19 protein-coding genes and 1 riboswitch are annotated in these 16,482 nt (G+C 35.1%); of the genes, 7 read left to right on the top strand and 12 right to left on the bottom strand.

Annotated elements, in window-relative coordinates; translation table 11 throughout:
• Positions 1–27: 27 nt before the first annotated feature.
• Together BW936_RS10045 and BW936_RS10050 are read right to left on the bottom strand one after the other, a co-directional pair.
• Positions 28–501, bottom strand: a complete 474-nt coding sequence (locus BW936_RS10045; RefSeq protein WP_076548255.1) for a nucleoside 2-deoxyribosyltransferase domain-containing protein — start codon at positions 499–501, stop codon at positions 28–30.
• 38 nt (positions 502–539) lie between these two features.
• Positions 540–1,214: an NUDIX hydrolase gene (locus tag BW936_RS10050; protein WP_076548256.1), complete on the bottom strand. Its 675-nt coding sequence runs from the start codon at positions 1,212–1,214 to the stop codon at positions 540–542.
• Between the two features lie 199 nt (positions 1,215–1,413).
• Positions 1,414–1,507: riboswitch (TPP riboswitch) on the top strand.
• Positions 1,508–1,608: 101 nt separating this feature from the next.
• Between BW936_RS10050 and thiS the strand changes: the two genes are divergently transcribed.
• From thiS to thiH, 6 genes are all read left to right on the top strand, one after another.
• Complete coding sequence (thiS, locus tag BW936_RS10055) at positions 1,609–1,812, top strand: sulfur carrier protein ThiS (protein WP_084182042.1); 204 nt, start codon at positions 1,609–1,611, stop codon at positions 1,810–1,812.
• 68 nt (positions 1,813–1,880) lie between these two features.
• Positions 1,881–3,740, top strand: coding sequence for a phosphomethylpyrimidine synthase ThiC (gene thiC, locus BW936_RS10060; protein WP_076548257.1), 1,860 nt, complete (start codon positions 1,881–1,883; stop codon positions 3,738–3,740).
• A gap of 110 nt (positions 3,741–3,850) precedes the next feature.
• Positions 3,851–4,486: a thiamine phosphate synthase gene (locus BW936_RS10065; RefSeq protein WP_076548258.1), complete on the top strand. Its 636-nt coding sequence runs from the start codon at positions 3,851–3,853 to the stop codon at positions 4,484–4,486.
• Between the two features lie 11 nt (positions 4,487–4,497).
• Positions 4,498–5,151, top strand: coding sequence for a thiamine phosphate synthase (gene thiE / locus BW936_RS10070; RefSeq protein WP_076548259.1), 654 nt, complete (start codon positions 4,498–4,500; stop codon positions 5,149–5,151).
• A gap of 1 nt (position 5,152) precedes the next feature.
• Positions 5,153–5,917 (top strand): thiazole synthase, encoded by a 765-nt coding sequence (locus BW936_RS10075; protein ID WP_076548260.1) that lies wholly within the window; start codon positions 5,153–5,155, stop codon positions 5,915–5,917.
• Between the two features lie 3 nt (positions 5,918–5,920).
• Positions 5,921–7,033 carry a 2-iminoacetate synthase ThiH gene (gene thiH, locus BW936_RS10080; protein ID WP_076548261.1) on the top strand — a complete coding sequence of 371 codons (1,113 nt, stop codon included), beginning with the start codon at positions 5,921–5,923 and terminating at the stop codon, positions 7,031–7,033.
• Between the two features lie 2 nt (positions 7,034–7,035).
• On the opposite strand, the gene BW936_RS10085 is transcribed toward thiH, so the two are convergent.
• Entirely contained in the window at positions 7,036–8,289 is a 1,254-nt protein-coding gene (locus BW936_RS10085; protein ID WP_076548262.1) for an NAD(P)/FAD-dependent oxidoreductase, read from the bottom strand.
• A 97-nt stretch (positions 8,290–8,386) separates the two neighbouring features.
• Between BW936_RS10085 and BW936_RS10090 the strand changes: the two genes are divergently transcribed.
• On the top strand, positions 8,387–8,749 hold the full coding sequence (locus tag BW936_RS10090; protein ID WP_076548263.1) for a DoxX family protein: 363 nt from the start codon (positions 8,387–8,389) through the stop codon (positions 8,747–8,749).
• A gap of 3 nt (positions 8,750–8,752) precedes the next feature.
• On the opposite strand, the gene BW936_RS10095 is transcribed toward BW936_RS10090, so the two are convergent.
• The 9 genes from BW936_RS10095 to BW936_RS10130 form a co-directional block, all read right to left on the bottom strand.
• A complete protein-coding gene (locus tag BW936_RS10095; RefSeq protein ID WP_076548264.1) occupies positions 8,753–9,106 on the bottom strand; it encodes a DoxX family protein in 354 nt (117 codons plus the stop codon).
• Positions 9,107–9,140: 34 nt separating this feature from the next.
• Complete coding sequence (locus BW936_RS19480; protein WP_143744099.1) at positions 9,141–9,308, bottom strand: Lacal_2735 family protein; 168 nt, start codon at positions 9,306–9,308, stop codon at positions 9,141–9,143.
• A gap of 169 nt (positions 9,309–9,477) precedes the next feature.
• Entirely contained in the window at positions 9,478–10,065 is a 588-nt protein-coding gene (locus BW936_RS10100; RefSeq protein WP_076548265.1) for a dual specificity protein phosphatase family protein, read from the bottom strand.
• A 64-nt stretch (positions 10,066–10,129) separates the two neighbouring features.
• Positions 10,130–10,897: a hypothetical protein gene (locus BW936_RS10105; RefSeq protein ID WP_076548266.1), complete on the bottom strand. Its 768-nt coding sequence runs from the start codon at positions 10,895–10,897 to the stop codon at positions 10,130–10,132.
• Between the two features lie 103 nt (positions 10,898–11,000).
• Positions 11,001–11,897 (bottom strand): hypothetical protein, encoded by an 897-nt coding sequence (locus BW936_RS10110; RefSeq protein ID WP_076548267.1) that lies wholly within the window; start codon positions 11,895–11,897, stop codon positions 11,001–11,003.
• 197 nt (positions 11,898–12,094) lie between these two features.
• Positions 12,095–12,910, bottom strand: coding sequence for a DUF5995 family protein (locus tag BW936_RS10115; RefSeq protein WP_317042887.1), 816 nt, complete (start codon positions 12,908–12,910; stop codon positions 12,095–12,097).
• A gap of 36 nt (positions 12,911–12,946) precedes the next feature.
• Positions 12,947–13,444 (bottom strand): hypothetical protein, encoded by a 498-nt coding sequence (locus BW936_RS10120; RefSeq protein ID WP_076548269.1) that lies wholly within the window; start codon positions 13,442–13,444, stop codon positions 12,947–12,949.
• A gap of 181 nt (positions 13,445–13,625) precedes the next feature.
• Complete coding sequence (locus tag BW936_RS10125; RefSeq protein WP_076548270.1) at positions 13,626–15,335, bottom strand: transcriptional regulator; 1,710 nt, start codon at positions 15,333–15,335, stop codon at positions 13,626–13,628.
• Between the two features lie 313 nt (positions 15,336–15,648).
• Positions 15,649–16,425, bottom strand: coding sequence for a 3-keto-disaccharide hydrolase (locus BW936_RS10130; protein WP_076548271.1), 777 nt, complete (start codon positions 16,423–16,425; stop codon positions 15,649–15,651).
• Between the last annotated feature and the right edge of the window lie 57 nt (positions 16,426–16,482).

Below are 16,482 nucleotides of genomic sequence, written 5' to 3' on the forward strand. Positions count from 1 at the left end.
TATTTATAGGCTGTTTTTCAACAGTGTTTAAGCTTCTTTTATATTACTGAATATGGGTGTGTTGTATTGTTTGCAATGGGTATGTACATCACTACTTATGTAAATTTCTTTCGGACAGATAATCATGGGGCTGTTCCACTTTATGCACTTCCTTAATGCTACAAAAGAAATGGGTGATTTAGAATTTTTAAGAAAATTCAATAGTATAAAATCCGATTGCTGTAAAGCAGCTAACTGCCACTTAATGTGTTGCTTCATTTGCGCAGCGTTCAGTTCATGGTAATGGGTATGTGTTGGGTCAAAAATATCATGTGTACCAAACTCGGCAATTACTTTTGCGCTCCAACTCCCCTTCTGTTTATGATCCATATTACCTGCTAGAAAAATAGAACGCCGGTTGCGTTTATTTATTGGTAGTATGTCGTTAGATGTGTACATCATGAAAATCAATTTGCGTAATAATAACGCAAATGTAAAATATAATTTGAGTTCATAAAGCATTATTTGTGTTTATTTTACGCAAATTAAAAAGGAGTAGCTTAGATTTCGAAGATAATACCCTCCTTCTTTAGTTTGAAGTACCTGTTTTTATTGAACATAAAGAGGTTTGCAGGTCTACCGGAGCCCTTGGAAACCTTTTCATCCAATTCATCCAAGATATTTAGACCAAGCATTTTTTTTCTAAAATTACGTCTGTCAATGTCCCTACCTAAAACGGAACTATACAGTTTTTCAAGGTCGGAAAAAGGGAATTTGGTATCCAACAATTCAAACCCAATGGGTTCATAGGTAATTTTAGCCTGTAAGCGTGTAATGGCAAGTTTTAGAATTTCGGCATGGTCAAAAGATAGTTCGGGTAAATTGGTAATGGAGAACCACTGTGCCTCTTCCGCATCGGTTGAAGCGGCAAGTTTAAAAGCACTAGGTTTTATCAACCCGAAATAGGCAACGGATACTACTCTTTTTCTAGGATCTCTATCGGGTTTTCCAAAGGTGTATAATTGTTCTAAGTAATTAATCTTGATTCCCGTTTCTTCCTTCAGCTCCCGCGCTACCGCTTCTTCTAAAGATTCCGAGTCTAAAACGAATCCGCCAGGAATAGCCCATTTTCCTTTAAAAGGTTCATATTTTCGTTTGATGAGCAGTACCGAAATAGTTTCAGATTCATACCCAAAAACCACGGCGTCAACAGAAAGCTTAATTGATTGTTGCATACTATGCGTATATTTTACGCTAATATATGAAAGAATACATAGAGAAGAAACGTTTACCTTCTACATTAGCGACTTACCATGGTGACTGTTCTAATGAATACATATCGATTTTAAATCAAAAGAAACTTTTAAAAGGGACAATCAAAAAACAAAACATTTTTTATGAATCATATCTGCCGTCTTATTCCTAAATTTGCTTTGTAAACTTTAGGAGTAGCTATTTCATAGTTTGAGAAATATCCTTAGAACCTGATTTGATTAATATCAACGTAGGAAAAAGTTAACAGGAGCAAACTCCTGTCCTTTCCATTTTTCAATTCATTTTTTATTTCTATCCGTTTACACTGTAATCAACATCATTGTAGCGTTATGCGCTTTAATAATTAATAAACAGATGATAAACGTAAAAGTCAATAACACCCCTCGCCTATTCAAGGCCAATACTACTTTAGAAGCTATCATTACTGAACTAGGTATTTCTGTTAAGGGTATTGCCGTAGCCGTAAATGAAACTATAGTTCCAAAATCAGACTGGTCTTCTGCCACACTGAACGAAAGTGATGTGGTGTTGGTCATTAGAGCTACTCAAGGGGGTTAGATATTACTTTTTAAGCACTCTAACAGCACAGCGAAATTGAAATTTAGTTAATAAACGCAACATTAAATATGAAAAAAAAAGATACAGCTCCAAAACAAGATGGCATTACACGTAAGCCTTTTCCAAATTCCAAGAAAATTTATATTTCCGGTAAAATGCATCCACAAATTAAAGTGGCCATGCGTGAAATTGAATTAACCGATACGGTAGACTCCATTACAAAAAAGAAAACACCAAATGAACCGGTTACCGTTTACGATACCTCTGGTCCATATACCGATCCAACTAAGGAGATCAATATACACAACGGTATAGAAAGGATTAGGGAGCAATGGGTGTTAGATAGGAACGATGTAGAAGAATTAGGCGCTTTTTCCTCAGAATATTGTAACCAACGTTTACAGGACCAACGTTTAGATCACATGCGTTTTGGCCATTTAAAAAAGCCAATGCGTGCTAAAAAAGGACATAATGTAACCCAATTACATTACGCTAAAAAAGGAATTATTACTCCTGAAATGGAGTATATAGCTATACGTGAAAATCAGCGTATAGATGAAATGACAGCAATTAAAAAGCAGCATAAGGGGGAACATTTTGGAGCTGCCATACCTGCAAAGATCACCCCAGAATTTGTACGTAGCGAAGTGGCTAGAGGAAGAGCCGTAATACCTTCTAATATTAACCACCCAGAGGCAGAACCTATGATATTAGGGCGTAATTTCTTGGTGAAAATAAATGCCAATATCGGTAACTCTGCCGTAACTTCATCTATAGAAGAAGAGGTAGAAAAGGCAGTATGGGCATGCCGTTGGGGTGCAGATAATATTATGGATCTATCTACCGGAGAAAATATTCATGAAACGCGTGAATGGATCATTCGTAATTCTCCTGTTCCTGTAGGTACGGTACCCATTTATCAGGCATTGGAAAAAGTAAACGGTGTGGCAGAAGATTTAACCTGGGAGATTTTTAAGGACACCTTAATAGAGCAAGCAGAACAAGGTGTAGATTATTTTACCATACATGCCGGTGTTTTGTTGCGTTACGTACCTATGACGGCAAAGCGTGTAACGGGTATTGTATCTCGTGGAGGGTCTATTATGGCAAAATGGTGCTTGGCGCACCATAAAGAGAGCTTTTTATACACTCATTTTGAAGATATCTGTGAGATTTTAAAACAGTATGATGTGGCCTTCTCCTTAGGTGATGGCCTACGTCCAGGTTCAGTGGCAGATGCCAATGATGAAGCTCAGTTTGCAGAATTGGAGACCTTGGGAGAATTAACGCAGATTGCCCGCAAGCATGAAGTACAGTGTTTTATAGAAGGTCCGGGGCACGTACCCATGCATATGATCAAAGAAAATATGGAAAGGCAAATAGAGGTTTGCGATGAAGCTCCTTTTTATACTTTAGGCCCCTTGACAACAGATATTGCTCCAGGTTACGATCACATAACTTCAGGTATTGGTGCAGCTATGATCGGTTGGTACGGTTGTGCCATGTTATGTTATGTAACTCCAAAAGAACATTTAGGTTTGCCTAATAAAGAAGATGTTCGTGTGGGTGTTATTACTTATAAATTGGCTGCCCATGCCGCAGATTTGGCCAAGGGTCACCCAGGTTCACAACATAGAGACAACGCTCTAAGTAAAGCGCGTTTTGAGTTTAGATGGGAAGATCAGTTCAATTTAGGGCTGGATCCTGAACGCGCGTGCGAATACCATGATGAAACCTTGCCTGCAGCAGGAGCAAAAATTGCACATTTCTGTTCCATGTGCGGACCAAAATTCTGTTCTATGAAAATTTCACAAGAAGTAAGGGATTTTGCGGCAGCCAACGACATTGTTGACAATGAAGTAATACAAAAAGGAATGGATGAAAAATCTAAAGAGTTTAAACAAAAAGGTTCAGAAGTGTACCTTTAAGGGTAGTAGGAAGTTCCCACGCTAAATAGCGTGGGCAGGCTTTCCATTTCAATCTTTTGCAGAAAAAGCAAAAGGATTTTTATTGCAATCCTTAACTCAAAAAAATAAAAATGATCGTAGTCATAGCACCAGAAAAAGACATTCCCCATGAAATTGAAATACTTCATCAGTTATTTCAAGAAGGTTTGGTGTATTATCATTTAAGAAAGCCATTTAAAAACTACCAAGAACATTGCAATTACTTAGATGCGATCGATAAAAAATACCATAACAGAATCGTGGTACATTTATATCATGAATTGGTCAATACATATGACCTAAAGGGCGTCCATTTTCAGGAGCAAAAAAGAATAGATTACATAGACAATCCTGGTCAGTATTTTAAAAAGTTGGATATGTACGGTAAAACCATTAGTTCTTCTTTTCATGACCCAAAGGTATTGGAACAGTGCGGTTTTGAATTCGATTATCATTTACTGAGTCCCGTTTTTTCTTCTATTTCTAAAAAGGGATATGAAGGCAAAGGCTTTGATGTCAACCACATTGATAAATTGATTGTAGGTATGGGCGGTATTAGCGATAAAACAGTAGCAGCAACACTGAAGCTGGGTTTTAAGGGAATTGGCGTGTTAGGCGGAGTTTGGAATATGGAAAACCCTTTAGAAAGCTTCCTGGCATTGAAAACCCAATATGAAACTGTTGTTCAAGAGCAGCGGAAAGCATCCATCAGAAATAGGAATTTATAATAAGAAAGAATATGATACCCACATTACATTATATATCGCAAGGCAGTACACCAAAAGAACATTTAGAGAACATACAAAAAGCCTGTACCTCTGGTGTAGAATTGGTACAGTTGCGCTTAAAAAATCAGTCGGAAAAAGTGGTATTGGAGACTGCAAAAAAAGCAAGGGAAATAACGGCGAATTATCAAACCCGATTGATCATTAACGATTCCTACAAAATAGCAGCTGAGGTAAAAGCGGACGGAGTGCATTTAGGTAAAACCGACACCTCCCCTACTGTGGCCAGAAAAGAAATGGCGTCTTGGCAAATTATTGGTGGTACCGCCAATACGCTAGAGGACTGTGAGGCCCTAATAGCTCAAAAAGTAGATTATATAGGCATGGGACCATTTCGATTCACGGAAACCAAGGAGAACCTGAGTCCCGTTTTAGGCTTGAACGGTTATCTGACCATACTTGAAGAATTGAAGACAAGTGTACCCATTATTGCCATAGGCGGTATTGTTGCCGATGATATTACCGGCATTATGAAAACCGGTGTATACGGCATTGCAGTATCGGGAGAAATTACCCGGAACTTCAACGGCATACCTACATTGAAGAAATTAATCAACGGAGGTCCATTACAGGAAGAGCGTTGGATATCAGAAGAAAAAAGAAAATAATATGTTACAAATAGCGGATAAAAAATTTACCTCAAGATTGTTTACGGGAACGGGAAAATTCAGTTCGTCACAAGTAATGAGAGAGGCTTTATTAGCCTCTGACAGCGAATTGGTGACCGTAGCCTTAAAACGTGTGGATATTGAAGATGCCCAAGATGATATCTTACAGCATTTAAACCATGCGCACATCAATCTATTGCCCAACACCTCTGGCGTACGTACAGCTAAAGAGGCGGTTTTTGCGGCCCAATTATCTCGGGAAGCCCTGGAAACCAACTGGGTGAAATTAGAAATACACCCTGATCCAAAATATTTGTTGCCCGATCCCATAGAGACCTTAAAAGCAGCCGAAGAATTGGTGAAATTAGGATTTGTAGTGATGCCCTATATACATGCCGATCCTGTATTGTGCAAACGATTGGAAGAAGTGGGCGTGCAATGCGTAATGCCTTTAGGTGCACCCATAGGAAGTAACAAAGGCTTAAAGACCCAAGATTTTCTAGAGATTATAATAGACCAAAGCAATGTGCCGGTAATTGTAGATGCCGGTATTGGGGCACCTTCGCATGCTGCTTATGCCATGGAATTAGGTGCAGATGCCGTGTTGGTAAATACGGCGATAGCCGTTTCTCAAAATCCTGTAGCAATGGCAAAAGCATTTAAAATGGCCGTAACAGCGGGCAGAATGGCTTTTGAAGCAAAATTGGCACCCGTAGTTCATAAAAAAGCAGCAGCCAGTAGTCCGTTAACCAGTTTCTTGAATTAGAATATGAGCAGTTTTAAAAACATATTGGATACCTATAATTGGGATGACACCTTACAGAGCATATTTTCTAAAACAGAGAACGATGTGTTATGTGCATTGCGTAACACCAAACGGGATTTAGAGGATTTTAAATCATTGATTTCTCCTGCCGCCAAGCCCTATTTAGAAGAGATGGCACAGTTGAGCAGGCAGTTGACGAAAAAGCGTTTTGGGAATACCATACAGATGTATTCGCCCATGTATTTGAGTAACGAATGTCAGAACATTTGTACCTATTGCGGGTTTAGTATGACCAATAAGATTCCACGACGTACCTTGACCGATGCTGAGGTATTAAAGGAAGTTGCCTATATAAAATCGAAGGGATATGACCATATATTACTAGTAACGGGTGAAGCCAATAAATTGGTTGGTGTAGATTATATCAATAACGCTTTGCAATTGATTCGTTCCCAATTTTCTAATATCACTATAGAAGTACAACCTTTACTGCAACATGAATATGAGCAATTGATAGAGAGCGGACTCTATGCAGTATTGGTATATCAAGAAACCTATCATAGGGAAGAGTATAAAAAACACCATCCGAAAGGTAAAAAATCCAACTTTGACTTTAGGTTGGATACGCCCGATCGCCTGGGCAAAGCTGGAATTCACAAAATTGGTTTAGGCGCTTTATTCGGATTGGAAGATTGGCGTGCGGATAGCTTTTTTACCGCCTTGCATTTAAAGTATTTACAGAAGACCTATTGGAAAACAAAGTACTCCATTTCTTTTCCACGATTACGACCGCATTCTGGCGGATTGGAGCCTAAAGTAGAAATGACCGATCCAGATTTGGTACAATTAATTTGTGCATTTCGGTTATTGGATGAAGATGTAGAGTTATCCATGTCTACCCGAGAAAGTGAGGTGTTTAGAAATAATATTGTCAATTTAGGAATCACTTCGATAAGTGCCGAGTCTAAAACCAATCCTGGCGGTTATGCCGTAGCACCCGAATCTTTAGAGCAATTTGAAATCTCTGATGAAAGACCAACAGAGGTAATTACAGAAATGCTGAAAAGTAACGGATTGGATGTGGTATGGAAAGACTGGACCAATAATTGGGAGTAATTTTATTTAAACAAACCCTGCAGATTTTCTAAAACACCAAGGGCAGCTTTTTCACCAGCGATCATGGCTGCATTTAATGAGCCATTTAATTGCACGTCGCCAGATAAAAATATAGTCTCTGTCAAGCGGGTTTCCGATGGTGATATTTCGTAGTGCAGTTCACTCAACTTTGGTAGCGACTTAGGTATGCTGTAGTGTTTTATAAATGTACTAGAAGTGATTCCGCAAAGTTCAGTTAACTCTTTTTGAACTTGAGCTTTTAATTCTTCTCCAGATAAACCTTTATTATCGACAACAGTAACAGATAGCAATTGTTTACCGTCGTTTACAGATGTTTGCAGACTAGTGTGATAAAAGATGTTGTTGATAATAGCATTTGGTTCAGGAATAAGTCCGATCAATGGTTTTTTAATAGCTCTGCTTTCCGTTTCAAAATATAAAGTATCGCAATGCTGCCATTCAATAGCCTGATTTTTCAAATTATGAATTAAGCTACTCGCCTCTGTCGCGATAATTATAAATTCACTCTCCAGTTCTTGACCATTTGCAAGAAGTATTTTTCTGTCTGTAATTGAAGATACGGCTGTATTATATAATATAGTAGTGTTTTTCAGTTTTTTTAGAAGTTGTTTCGGAATCTCCTTAATACCTCCTTTGGGTAAAGCAGCACTGCCTTCACCAAACATTTTATAAACAAATTCGAACATTCTACTAGAAGTATCTAATTTGTTTTCAAGAAATATTCCACCAAAAAATGGGGTAAAGAAATCGTTTATCATATTAGTAGAGAAATTTAATTCTTTCAAATATGAAAGTGTAGATTGTTCTTTGTCAGAGAAAATCTCCTCAACGGTTTTATTTTTAAGTCGGGTATTTAATTTTAGAATTTTTAATTTATCCGCAACAGTACCAATATTGGCAAATAGTGTAGAAAATAATAAAGATGCATCTCTAAGGGGATCGCCTATTATTTCTTGTTTTCCATTTTTGAAAATGGATGCACCAGGTAAAAACTCTTGCAGTTCTAATGATTTGTAATCAAGATATTTTTGAGCCGCCGGGTATGCGGTTAACAAAACTTGAAATCCGTGATCTAATTGATAACCGTTGTTAATATCTGTTTTGACTTTACCGCCTACCTTATCGCTAGCTTCAATGACCACAGGTGAATAGCCATGTTGTTCTAATACAGTTGCGGCTACTAATCCGCTAATCCCTGCACCTATGATGTGTATTTTATAATCCTGTTTATTCATTTAATAATTTTGTTTAACTAAAATTGCTTAAAGATAAACAAAATTAGTATTTTTGAATTGAGGTTAATAATGACCTTTACTACAAAACTACTTTAAAATGAATTATTTAATAATCGCATTTCAAATAATTGTTGGCATCAGTATTTTAAATGTTTGGCTTGTACAAAATAAAAAGTCCACTATGTGGCGCGGAGGAAATGCCCAGACTATAATGGAAGAATTTAAAGTTTACGGTCTTTCGGAAACGATGTGTTTTATAGTCGGATTTTTAAAGGTTATTCTTGCCATTTTTCTTCTTGCCGCTATTTGGATTCCTGTATTAAAGCAACCTGCAGCTATAGGTTTAGCAGCTTTTTTATTAGGATCTATAGTTATGCATTTTAAAATAAAAGATCCTTTATTTAAATCTTTTCCTGCCGCTTTGTTTTTAACGTTGTGTTTGCTAATTGCCTTTTTATAAAGCTTACGAAACAAGCAGATTATAATAGCTTACCGCAATAAATAGATTAATGAGACCAAGAATCAGTGATGGTAAAGATTCTGCTATGCTATCTTTGATTTTAATTCTAACACCAAAGCCTAAAAACATTAGAAGCGCTAGTCCTGCTGCAGAAATTAGAATTAATATTGGAGCCAAGAAAAATCCAAAGATTACACCTAATGCACCTGAAATTTGAAGGTATGCCGTTAACACTCTTTGCTTCTTTAATCCAAACCTGATAAATTCATCTTTCATCTTTTTTGACCATAAGCATTCCACTCCGTAGTATAAGAAAGCACTACTGGATAATAAAACAGCGATGTTTAAGAAGCTCATGATAAATGGAGTAATGTTGATAAAGTAACAACAGTTATGAATTAAGCTGCTCTATTTTTTTCATAACTTCTTCAGCTTCAAAAGTTTTTTGATCACTCATTTTTCTATTTGTCGTAGACAATGTATGGGCTTCTTTCAACAGCTTTTCATATTGCACTTGCAATTTTTCCTTTTCCGACTTCTTTTTAAATATTCCGAACATACTTTTTAAGATAATAGTAAGTTATACTGAATTTAGATTTAAAGATACGTAATGTTTAGATATTTTTAATTAAAACTCAACAAAATTGTATTACAGAATAGTTGTAAATACGAAAAGGGTGCTAATGATGTCAGCGAGGTATTGGTAGCGCAAACTATCTAGTTAAAGTTTAATTGGATTTTACCATTCTTACTTCTGCTAATTTTTCTTTTAGCAGTTCTACGTCCAAAGATGCTAATAAAGTTATAAGGTTAGGAAATCGTGTTCTATGGTAGCCAAAGCGTTTATCTGTAAATTCCGCAATAGCTTTTTCTTTGCTCCAATTATCAAATACCATTCTAGATGCGGCTACAATAACTCCTGTTCTATCAGAACCATGCCAACAATGAACAAGAACAGGTTTTTTTGCCTGTTGTATGCTGTTCAAGGCATTAAAGACATCATCAAAATCTATGGTTGATGCTTTCAATGGAATACGTTCTAAATTGATATGTAAACCCTTTATTTTTTTTTCATCTGTTGCTTGGCGTCTAAGATTAACGATAGATTGTATTCCCATAGCTTGTAGCTCACGCATTCCCTTTTTAGAGGGTTGCTCGGAGCGATATAAGCTATCATTCAGTTTATACAGGTTATGAAAATTATCTGTCGGTATTTTCTTAAAATTAGACTCTTGATATTTATCTAAAGGCACAGAAAAAGAAAAGGATAAAAAGGAAAACAACGTAATGTAATAGTATTTTTTTGTGATGAGCATAGTTTGAATTTCCTATATTTTTCTACTTCAAATTATACAAACAAGGATTTTTGCATGAGTTATTTTAAATAACTGTACCATTTTCCAACCAGCGTTGTAACAACCCATCATTATGAGAGATCGCTACAAGATGAAATTTAGTGAAACGTTTAAAAACTCGTGATTCTTTAAGGGTTTCCATACAAACTGAAACCGGATTAAGATAATTGGAATGAATTAAGAACAACTCCCCTTCCCGTTTTAAAAGATAGCCTACATGTCCTTCGTCAAATCCTATAAAATAAAGTCCTTCTTGGGTTAGTGTATCAATTTCGTCAAAAGCTTTTTCATGGGAGTCGTGTTCAACTTGGCTAATTACTGAGCCACAACTAATCATTTTAGCTTCATCAATTGGTGATTTTTGAGCCAATTTATATCGGTTGATATTTACGCCCATATCCCGCAATGTAGTAGAAATAAAATAACCGCATGCAATTTTACCTTCATTGGGCGTAGCGGTATGCCCGCCAAAACTCCAAGGAGTACCGTACCAATGTGGTATAATTTTATCAACTAACTGATTGGCAAATTCCGTTTTAACGTGGTCTAGTGAAATGGTACCTAATCTAAGGTCTTCTTTTAATCGTAGACGCAGTTGATCGGTATTTTCTTTAGTATTGGCATATGAGTCAACAATAGAATCTGATGACGTATGAAGCAAAAGTGTTTCTTCACTAAAATTATTTGATGTTTTAAATCTATGATTAGAAATACTATAATCCTTTACCTTGTCATTTTTAGGTGATATATCATTAGAAAACCCTAAAGAAAGTAAAAGTGAAAAAAGAAACATAGGCTAGTATAGATTTTAGGATAGGCCACTATTATTAGAACGTGTTAGTTATGAGTAAATTACATATGTAAATTTAAAATTTTATGAAGGTCGTTGATCGTGTTTATACGCTTAAGTTAACCGCCCACCACACGTCATAGTCTCTAGGTACAAGGGGTCTATAGCTTTGAAACCCTTGATCAGCAATTTTTAATCCTTTAATCTTTCCTTTTTCATCGCGTACATAGCTGATGAAAATGAAGGAATGTCCGTATGGATCTAGTTTTTTAACGTTTGCCCCTTTAACAACCTCTATGTAATCCTCTTTATATCGCCATACTTGCATAAGCGCGCCCGGTTTTAATTGACCGGACCAAATTCCTGTAGCGTCTACCAACGTACCCATACCGGCATATACAATAGCACCAGCATTACCTTTTCCTCTATACCTTTCCGGTAAACTTTGCCAACTTTTATCTGGTTTTGAAGCGGTAACATACAGCAGATTGAACACTTGTTTTGGTGTATATATGTTGGTAGCCATGCTATCAGGTAAATCTTGGTACGGTAAATGACCATGGACCTCTTTATAGGCCTTTACAAAACGATCTTTACTAACGGCTAAACAATGTCCCCCAGGTTCTTTAACTTCACTGGTAAGGTAATTTTGAACAATCTTATTGGCTACGGGACTAATATGCTTAAGATATGACGCTTTGGATATGCCGTTTTCTTCACTATTAATTTCTTCTTGTTTGAATAAATCTGTGACAATGATTTCTTTAGTTATACTATCTGGGTGTATACCAATATATGAATGGTCATCAAAACCATAAGGTAGAATATTAGCAATATTTTTGGCTGAATTACCTTGTACTTGGGCGGTACTATTATCAACATTTAACGTTTCTACATGCTGCTTGTCATTTTTAGTGGTAGCACAGCCCCAGACAATTAAACCAATAAAGGCGTAATAAAAAATTAAGTTTTTTGATCGTTTTTCTGCACTCAAGTGTCTCATCTTACAAATTTGTAAACACCTTATTTTAAATAGGATGGATATACACAATAGTTGTTTGCCTCCTATTATTAAATAGCATTATTGCTATACGTATAAAGTTAAGTAAATTGTACGCTATATATAAGTTAAGTGATTGATAAAAAATGATCAATATAGATTTTGAGAACATCTATATTTCCATCCAATACTATGATTAGCTAATCTTCCCGTAACCGAGAAATTACGGTACCTACGTTTTTTTCTTCAAACTTGCCTAAAAACTGAAGAGCATAGGTGACTATTTTTGATTTTGGACTTTTTATAAACTCGCCAATTTTTAACACGGTGATATCCATTTGCTGGATAGCAGTATCTTGGTGACCGGACCCTAATCCCCAGAGCAGATTGGCATTAATCCATGATAGCTCACGAGCTTTACCTAAACTAAAGTTGATAATTTCTTCATCAGTATTCTTTCCGACAATATCCAATAGAAATAGTAATGGAGAAACCCGACTTAGGCGATCTTGCATTTCATTAACGATATTGCCCAGAATATGATTTACTTTATTAAAGTCATTTTCTATAGCTGATATTTCTTGACCTTTCATAACAGCGCTTGCGGCTAAGCCCAAATCAAGATTGATGTGGGTGTTGATACCTAGCATAATGTGCTGTAATATAGTTAAAGGTTCGTTTTTGGAACTAAAGGCAAATTGCCAAGATGCACTAATTGGTTGGTTTGTAGTATAACCGTTATATGCGTCTATGTAGTAATTGGCAAAGGCGACATCAAAGGTTTCCATACGGGGGTTATCTTCAAAATTGCCTAATTGTACTTCTTTCAGAATTTCAGCGGTAACCCTTCTATACAAAAAGGCGAAGTAGCCAATACGGTCATTGTAAAGGATAGCATTATCGATAATATTGTCCAATTGATGCAGGACTTCTGGTATGGTGGTTGGTTGGCTAATTTTAGATGTTTTAAGTTTTTGTCCATTAAATTTATGAATGAAATAAAAACACTCAAGTATCTAAAATTAATTCTTTTTCAGGTTTTGACAGCTGATCTAGGTTACAATTTTAATTATCTTACTTTTTTTGCCGAAGTTGATTTTAATTTTATAGATGGTGATGGCTTGCGAATCTTTTTCAGATTTGATGAGACATTTGGCTGATTTTAAAGTCCATTGTGGGTACATTTTCATGACACGACTTAAAATGCTATTTGGCAAAGGAATATTTATATATTTCTGTTTGTTTTTAATTACATTTCCTTCATGATCATACACATTGGTTATTTTATTTTTCCCTTCTCTAAAATCTACAGTGTAAGTTGCCCTTTCTTTAGGTGTATATATCGCATTAGTAGTAATATCATAATTAGAGACTAAATTTTGAAAATTGACTACGCGTGCAGAAATGGTATTGGGTTCAAGAGGTTTAGGTGTTTTGCTTTTGATTTCTAACAAATGTTTCTTATTCGTTATACCCAAGGCAACTTCGTTTTGAGAAAAAATTGGATGTATTAATCCTATAAAGACGAAACTTAAGAAATAGGTTTTCATAACTATAATCTGTTTAAGTTAGTTAAAGAATTTAGAAAAAATCAAGCTTTAATTAAGCCATGATCTATGTTCTAATTTATAACTAAAAGTTTGGTCTATTTCAATTTAGACAATAGACAAACACTATACAAAATGAATTCAAAAGTCTTTTAGCGCCAGTAAAATAAGGAGGTTTGTATGTTTATAAACTTTGAATATAATTATCCAAATCTTCATTCTTAGAAAGGTTCAATTTTTTTCTTAATCGGTACCTACTTGTATTTACGGAGGATAAGGTTATGTTTTGAAGGACTGCAATTTTGTGACTTTCAATTTTTAATCTAATCAATGAGCATAACCGCTTTTCTGTTTTACTGAGGTTGGGAAATTTGGTATTTAATTCTTTATAAAAGACATCACTTAGTTGATCTAATTTTTGATAAAACGTATTTGTGTCCATATCAAAGTTGATTCTATTTTGTAATTCTTTTTCAAAAGCATCAAATAACTTTTTTCGTTCCCTACCTTTAGTAGTTTTAAGGTAACTTAATTTATTTGCCAGTGCTATGGCCCATTCTTGATTTTGGGTTAGGTTGAGTGCAAAATCAGATAAATCACGTTGCTTTGATTCTATCTCACTTTTCAGTTTTTTATTTTTCAACTCTGCAATTTGCTGTCTATTTTGGGCATTTATGATATGCTGCTTTCTATTAAAGTACAAAGACAAGAAAAAGCCTAAAACAGAAATGGATGAAATGGAGATTATCCATAGTTTTAATTCTTGATTTTTTATTTTATTTTCTTTTAACTCCTTTTCAATAGCATATTTAGTTTTTAATCGCTGGAATGCAACATCATCTATCATGTTTTTAACAAGATATTGTCTTTCGAAATTTACTTTAACGATACTATCAGATAAATGTCTGGTTTTCTTAGAAAGTTTATAGGCATCTTCAATTTTATTCTGTACAAATAAAACACGTTCCTTAGCTTGTAAATATTGTAATCTTGAACTTGGTTCTAGGTTCTTTGTAGATTTTGAATCGATCAATATTTGGTGCATTTGATGTAATACGTTATCTACTTCTTCTAGTTGATTCAGGTCTATGGAGGTATTGATTAATTGTGCACCGGCAGCAGCTAAGCGTACAGCATCTAAGCTTTGAAAATCTTTATCATTAGATTTTTTGAGTTTTGACACTTGGTAAAATTCAAAGTTATCTCTATACAGTTCATTGGCTTCTGCAATCTTACCTTGTTCTACATAAATATCTGCAATATTATCTCTTACGCTACCAAGTAAATGATTTATAGGCTGTATAGATTTTGTAAGGACCAGTGACTGATTGAAATATAGTAGCGCAGAATCCAATTCTTTCTTTGTCCAATAAAAGAACAAGCCATAATTGTTTAGTGCCGAGGCCCTATTTAAATTTTTTAATTTTTTGGTGAATTTTATATTCTTTCTATGTGTAATTCCTGCACTATCTAGTAGGGAGGCTTTCGCATAAACATCAGCCAAATAACCGTATGATTGTGCGCGGTAGTGAGTAAATTTGACTTTCTCCTGTGGTGTAAATAACAATTCGTTTTTAGTATAGTAAGTAAAAAATTTATTATAAAGATGTATAGCTTCTTTTGTTAGACCTAGGTACCTACAGTTATACGCATATGTGTAATAATGAAGTAAGACTAATTCATGGTTATTGGTTATTTGATTTACTAAATCATCTATTTCAAAATAATAAGCCCAATATATTTCATCATTGAGTTTAATATTCTTTGTTTTAATTATTTCATGTAATTCGTAATACTTATCAAGAGATTCTTGGTTTGAAAGCGTATGTTGAGAAACAGCAAATGATGAAATTAATAAAACTACATAAAGAAGGTATGGTTTTATGAGATTCAAAGTTTTTGATAGGTTGGTTGTCTATTCAAATATACAGTAACCAACTAAATAACGAAATGTTAATTAGCTCATTTTAAAGTGTATATGTGCTAATTTGATGCCGGATAGTAATGAAAGGTATGTATAGGTATCTAAAGAGTGATAAGAATTCATTTAAAATTTTAGAACCATTGAGTTTCTCATTTCATATGAAAACACGATAAACTCACTAAAAACCTACTTCTTTGGTATTTTTATAGGTTATTTAAATATAGACATTGCTCCAAATTAAGTCATAGAGCTAAAATTGTATGGAAATTAATAGGTACAAAAATTAATACAACTCCCTGATTTTTATATTTCTAAACCAAGACTCAAAATACCAATTTTGTAGCGCAATTTTACCTTGGGCAACTTTACCAAAACCAGGTGCATCTTTAAAGTTTGATTTGGCAATTTTATTTTTCCAAGTGGTGGAATTTATTTCCTCTTCGGCCGTAAGAATACCATTGAGGTAAAACTGTATTTTTCCATCTAGTTGAATAATTTTTGTGGTATTCCATTGCCCCACAGGGTTAGCTTCAACAGTATTTAATTGTGGTGATAATCCCCAAATGGTGCCAGGTCTTTTTAAGGGAGTTTTAGTATCCATGTGTTCTGGTTCTAATAATTGGTACTCAACACCAGTGTTGTAGGTAGCCTTATATTCTGGAGTTTCCTGTACATTGATAAATACTCCTCCGTTTCCGCGGAGCGCCATCTGCCAATCAAACTGTAGTTCATAGTTTTCATAAGCCTTATTGGTTACTAAGTCTCCAAATACTTTACTTTCATCCGTAGCATTACAAAATATCATACCATCCCTTACTTCCCATGCGGAGAATTGGGTAGAATCTGGTTTGTTAAAAAGGTGCCAACCATCTAATGTTTCACCGTTAAAAAGTAAGCTCCAACCCTGCTCCTTTTCAATATCCAATAATTGATTGTGTACCTTATTTTTAATTGCTAGTTCTTTAGAACGAGAAATTTCAAAATTCTTTTTATGATCAGTCTTACAAGAGGTTGCAATTAAAACGAATAATATTGAAGCGCAAAAGGAAATTCTAGTCATTGATATAATTTGATGTAGCGTTCTAAGGAACCTCTACAAATTGAAACTGGAGACTAA

Source organism: Maribacter ulvicola, assembly GCF_900155985.1.
Classification (GTDB): Bacteria; Bacteroidota; Bacteroidia; order Flavobacteriales; family Flavobacteriaceae; genus Maribacter; species Maribacter ulvicola.